Genomic DNA, 4728 nt, shown 5'->3' with positions numbered 1-4728 from the left:
ACGCCCAGCTTCGCCATCAGATCCTTGGAAAAGCCTTTGGAGGCTTCCAGTTGCGCGGGTTCCTTGTTGGGGCCGAACACGTCAAATCCGCGCGCGCGCAGCATGTCCGCCGCGCCGAGCGCCAAGGGCGCTTCGGGACCAATGACGATCAGGTCGGGTTCCAGTTGCAGCACAAGCGCCTGCAGGCCCTCCAGGTCATCGGGCTGGACGTCAAAGCACGGACCGATCTGATCCAGCGCGACGCTTCCGGGCGCGGACCAGACCGTGTCCACCAGCGGGCTTTGTGCGATTTTCCAGGCCAGGGCGTGCTCCCGGCCGCCCGATCCGATGATGAGAATATTCATGTGCCGCCCTTGCCGTCTTTGGCGCAATCGCTGCGCCCGATATCCTTGGTGCCTGCTGAATGGCCTCGGGAAGGCCGCACGTCAACGGCGCCTGAGCGGTACACGCCGTCCGAATCCGCAGCTAGGGTGAGCCCATGACTGACGCCAGCGCCTCCAACACGCCCGAATATACCGTCTCCGAGCTCTCCAACGCGCTCAAGCGCACGGTGGAGCAGGCCTATGACCATGTGCGGGTGCGTGGCGAGCTGGGGCGCGTGACAATTGCCAAGTCCGGCCATGTCTATCTGGACATGAAGGACGAGAAGGCTGTCATCGACGCGGTGATGTGGAAAGGCGTGGCCGCCCACCTCAATTTCCGGCCCGAGGAAGGCCTCGAAGTGATCGCCGAAGGGCGGCTCTCGACCTTCCCGGGGCGCTCCAAATACCAGATGATCATCGAGCGCATGGAGCCGGCGGGCGAGGGCGCGCTGATGGCGCTGCTGGAGGCGCGCAAAAAGGCGCTGGCCGCTGAGGGCCTCTTCGCGCCTGATCGCAAACAGGCTCTGCCTTATCTGCCCCGCGTGATTGGCGTGGTGACCTCGCCCACGGGCGCCGTGATCCGCGACATCCTGCATCGACTGGAGGATCGCTTCCCCACCCATGTGCTGCTCTGGCCTGTGCTGGTTCAGGGCGACAAGGCGGCCGAGCAGATCACGCGCGCCATCGAGGGGTTCAACGCCATCACGCCGGGCGGGCCCGTCCCTGTGCCTGATTTGCTGATCGTGGCGCGGGGCGGGGGCTCCATCGAGGATTTGTGGTGCTTTAACGAGGAGAGCGTGGTGCGCGCCGCCGCGGCGTCTCGCATCCCGTTGATCTCGGCGGTGGGGCATGAAACCGACACCACTTTGATCGATTACGCGTCGGATCGTCGGGCGCCCACGCCCACCGGGGCGGCGGAGATCGCAGTGCCGGTCCGGCGTGAGCTGGCCGAACGCATCTCCACCACCAGCGCCCGGTTGATGAGCGCGCTGGTGCGCGGGCTGGACCGCAAGGCCGCCGATCTCAAATCCGCCTCACGGGGTCTGCCCAGTCCCAAGGCGATGCTCAATGAAAATGCGCAAAAGCTCGATTTTATCGCCAGCCGCCTCAATGGCGCGGCGCAGACCGGGCTGGAGCGCAAGCGCAACCGCCTACAGGCCGCCGCACTTCAGATGCGCCCGGCGGCGCTCCGGCGCGATCTGGCGCTGAAAGGCGAGCGGTTCAATCAGGCGGGCGCGCGTCTGGACCAGGCGTTTCGGCGTGAACTGTCAGACCAGGAACGCACATTGGCGGGTCTGGGCGCCCGGCTTGAATCCCTGTCGCACAAATCCGTCCTCAAGCGCGGCTTTGCGCTGGTCAAGGACGAGAGCGGCGCGCTCGTGCGTCAGGGCGCAGCGCTTGCAGCCGGTCAAGCGGTGTCGCTGGTCTTTGACGACGTTGAGCGCCGGGCGGTGATTGACGGTAAGCCCTCTGTTCCCGCCGCAGCGCCGTCTCCGACCCCGCCAGCGAAGCCAAAGCCTGCGCCCAAAGCGAAGAAGCGCCCGGCCAATCCGGATCAGGGTAGCCTGTTCTAGGCGGCTCTCAGACGCTTGAGGAATTGAGCCACGTCTTCCCGCAGCTTGTCCGCCTGTCGCCCGAGGTCGTCTGACGACTGCACCAGGCCTTGAGCGGAGCTGGCGGTGCTTTGCACGCTGCTCAGCACGCCCACTATCGTCTGTGACACGGAACCGGCGCTCTGGGCGGTCTGCTCGGTGTTGCGGCTGATCTCGGCGGTGGCTGCGTTCTGTTCTTCGACCGCAGCGGAAATTGAGGTGGAGACCCCATTCACGCGATCGACGGAGCGGGCCACATCCTCGATGGCTTCGACCGCGCTCTTCACAACGGTTTGGATGTTGTTGATTTGTTGTGATATTTCGTCGGTCGCCTTGGCGGTTTGACCGGCCAGGGATTTCACTTCGCTGGCCACGACCGCAAAGCCCTTGCCGGCGTCTCCGGCGCGGGCGGCTTCGATGGTGGCGTTCAGCGCCAGAAGGTTGGTCTGCTCTGCGACGCCGGTGATCAGGGTGATGATCTCGCCAATCTTTTGGGCGGCTTCATCCAGCGTGTTCATGGTGACGCGGGTGCGTTCAGCCTGCTCGGCAGCTTTCGAGGAGCCGTCTGCGGCTTCTCCGGCGCTGGAGGAGATTTCCTGGATGGCCTTGGTCAGCTCTGACGAGGCGCCCGCTACGCTCTGTGCGGTCGCCGTGGCTTCTTCGGCGGCTGCGGCGACGGTTGAGGCCTGTTGAGACGAGGTTTCGGCGTCCTTGGCCATGGTGCGTGCGCTGTCAGCCAGATGGGTGGAGGTTTTCGCCAGTGTATCGGAGATGACGCCGATCTGGGCCTCCATCTCGTTGGCGAGCGTGTCAAACATCTCCAGTCGTTCTTCGTTCTGGCGCTCATAGATGACGCTCAGCACCAGCTCCATATCGAGCATGACCGCTTTGACCAGAACCGAAACCCGCTTGCGGGCCGCTTCAGCATGGCTGCGCCAACCGTTGAGGCCGCCCTGTTTGCGGCGCTCGTCGAGCACGGCCTGGATCAGGTCCATCATCAGGAAGTTGTAGGCGCCGAAATACCATTGCGGCTGGAGCTTCAAACGGGCGTGCGCATTGCCGATCGCCGTTACGGAGCGGGCGTAGTCCTCGTCAAACTTGGCGTCAGCGATCCTGAGCCAGTGCTCCAGCTGCTTGGATCGGGCGTGCTTGACGCCAGCCTCGCCGCCGAACATGCCGTAGATCTCTGGCCAGCCTTTGAGGTGTTCATAAAACGCATCAAGAATGGACGGGAACTCACGCTCTATGACCGGCTTGAGCCGCCGCAACAATTCCCGTTCCTCCTCCTCGATTTTCATGAAGGCGACGCGGGTTTTGAAATCAATCGAATAGGACATGGGGCCCTGCAAAGCTGACTGTGAATCGCGCCCGTTCAGCGCACAGTGACACTCGTGCCGGGGTGGTTAACAGCTCGCTTCACCACTGCGGTGATCGCTGCTCAATGTCTGAGTGCGGCTCGACAATAAGGCCAGGCTGACCAGGCGGTCACCAGCGCCAGGAACCAGACCGCGCCGATCCAGTAATGATACCAGGCGGCCACATCGCGAAAGCCCATAGAGATCAACACAAAAGGGGCTGCAGTTATAAGCATTTGCAGCGCAGTCTTGGTCTTCGCCATGAGTGTCACGTGCAGTGTGCCAGGAGAGGGGCGAACAAAGCGCAGGACCGTAACTGCGACATCACGTCCCACAATGACCAGGACGGGCAAAACCAGATAGGCGTCAAAACCGCTGATCGCGCAATAGGCGATCAGATAAGCGCCCACGAGGCATTTGTCGGCGATCGGGTCTAGCAAGGCGCCGAGCGCGCTTTCCGCGTTCAGAAGGCGCGCCAGCCAGCCATCGAGCCAGTCTGTCAGCGCAGCGATGATGAATATCAGAGCGGCGAAAAGCCCCAGACGCACAGCCTCACTTTCCACGCTGGCCTGAGAGCTTTGCACCAGCAAGATGGCGCCGAGCGGCCCGGCGAGAGCCCGCGCCAGGGTCAGGGCGTTAGGCGAGTGGCGCAGAAGGCTATTCATGAAAATGCTCGTAGATTTTGCGGGCCAGCGCCTTGGAGACGCCGTCCACCGCTTCCAGATCCGCCAAGTTGGCGCGAGAGACTGCTTTCGCCGAGCCGAAATGCTTCAGCAATGCGCTTTTACGGTTGGCCCCGACGCCCGCAATGTCGTCTAGCGGATTTTCGCGCATCTGCTTGGCGCGTTTGGCCCGGTGGCCGGTAATGGCGAAGCGGTGGGCCTCGTCACGAATGCGCTGCAGGTAATAGAGCACCGGATCATTCATCGCCATGCGGATCGGCGGCTTGCCCGGCATGTAGAAGACTTCACGTCCTGCATCCCGGTCCGGTCCTTTGGCGACCGCGGCGACCGCCACATCGTCCACGCCCAGCTCTTCCATCACCTCCATCACCGAGGAGAGCTGACCCTTGCCGCCATCGATCAGAATCAGGTCGGGAACCGGCGCGCCATCTTCGCGATCTTTTTGAAGGCGGGTGAAACGGCGCCGGAGCATCGCCTTCATCATGGCGAAGTCGTCATTAGTGGCCGCGTCGTCGCCCTTCATGTTGAACCGGCGATAACTCTGTTTATCAAAGCCGTCCGGCCCCGCCACGATCATGGCGCCAAGCGCGTTCGTGCCCTGGATGTGGGAGTTGTCATAGACCTCGATACGATCCGGACGCTCGTCGAGTTCGAATATTTTCGCCACCCCGTCCAGCAATTTCGCCTGGGACTGGCTCTCCGCCAGCGTCCGGCCAAGGGCCTCCTTGGCGTTGCG

4 protein-coding genes and 1 pseudogene are annotated in these 4728 nt (G+C 63.1%); 1 reads left to right on the top strand and 4 read right to left on the bottom strand.

The genetic code is table 11. From position 1 onward, the window contains the following. Positions 1 to 344 (bottom strand): annotated as a pseudogene (locus tag B3M53_RS04420) (phosphoribosylamine--glycine ligase); the annotation flags it as partial. A gap of 134 nt (positions 345 to 478) precedes the next feature. Here B3M53_RS04420 and xseA point away from each other — a divergent pair. Further along, positions 479 to 1936, top strand: coding sequence for an exodeoxyribonuclease VII large subunit (gene xseA / locus B3M53_RS04415; protein WP_273019874.1), 1458 nt, complete (start codon positions 479 to 481; stop codon positions 1934 to 1936). Here the strand turns inward: xseA and B3M53_RS04410 are convergent. From B3M53_RS04410 to B3M53_RS04400, 3 genes are all read right to left on the bottom strand, one after another. Continuing rightward, a complete protein-coding gene (locus B3M53_RS04410; RefSeq protein ID WP_160091550.1) occupies positions 1933 to 3291 on the bottom strand; it encodes a globin-coupled sensor protein in 1359 nt (452 codons plus the stop codon). The two genes, xseA and B3M53_RS04410, sit on opposite strands and share 4 nt — an antisense overlap. A gap of 101 nt (positions 3292 to 3392) precedes the next feature. Further along, on the bottom strand, positions 3393 to 3974 hold the full coding sequence (locus tag B3M53_RS04405) for a CDP-alcohol phosphatidyltransferase family protein (RefSeq protein WP_022699710.1): 582 nt from the start codon (positions 3972 to 3974) through the stop codon (positions 3393 to 3395). Then, positions 3967 to 4728, bottom strand: a 762-nt coding sequence (locus tag B3M53_RS04400; RefSeq protein ID WP_286799682.1) for a helix-hairpin-helix domain-containing protein, incomplete at its 5' end; no start/stop codon positions are given. The genes B3M53_RS04405 and B3M53_RS04400, both read right to left, overlap by 8 nt.

It is taken from the genome of Oceanicaulis sp. UBA2681 (assembly GCF_002354675.1).
Taxonomy (GTDB): Bacteria; Pseudomonadota; Alphaproteobacteria; order Caulobacterales; family Maricaulaceae; genus Oceanicaulis; species Oceanicaulis alexandrii.
The sequence above is the reverse complement of the archived record's forward strand: the minus strand, read 5'-3'. Positions and strand labels throughout refer to the sequence as shown.

What these genes read in the sequence shown, in the direction of transcription:
- B3M53_RS04410 (WP_160091550.1), bottom strand. Translation starts at nt 3,291, where the DNA reads ATGTCCTATTCGATTGATTTCAAAACCCGCGTCGCCTTCATGAAAATC.
- xseA (WP_273019874.1), top strand. Translation starts at nt 479, where the DNA reads ATGACTGACGCCAGCGCCTCCAACACGCCCGAATATACCGTCTCCGAG.
- B3M53_RS04405 (WP_022699710.1), bottom strand. Translation starts at nt 3,974, where the DNA reads ATGAATAGCCTTCTGCGCCACTCGCCTAACGCCCTGACCCTGGCGCGG.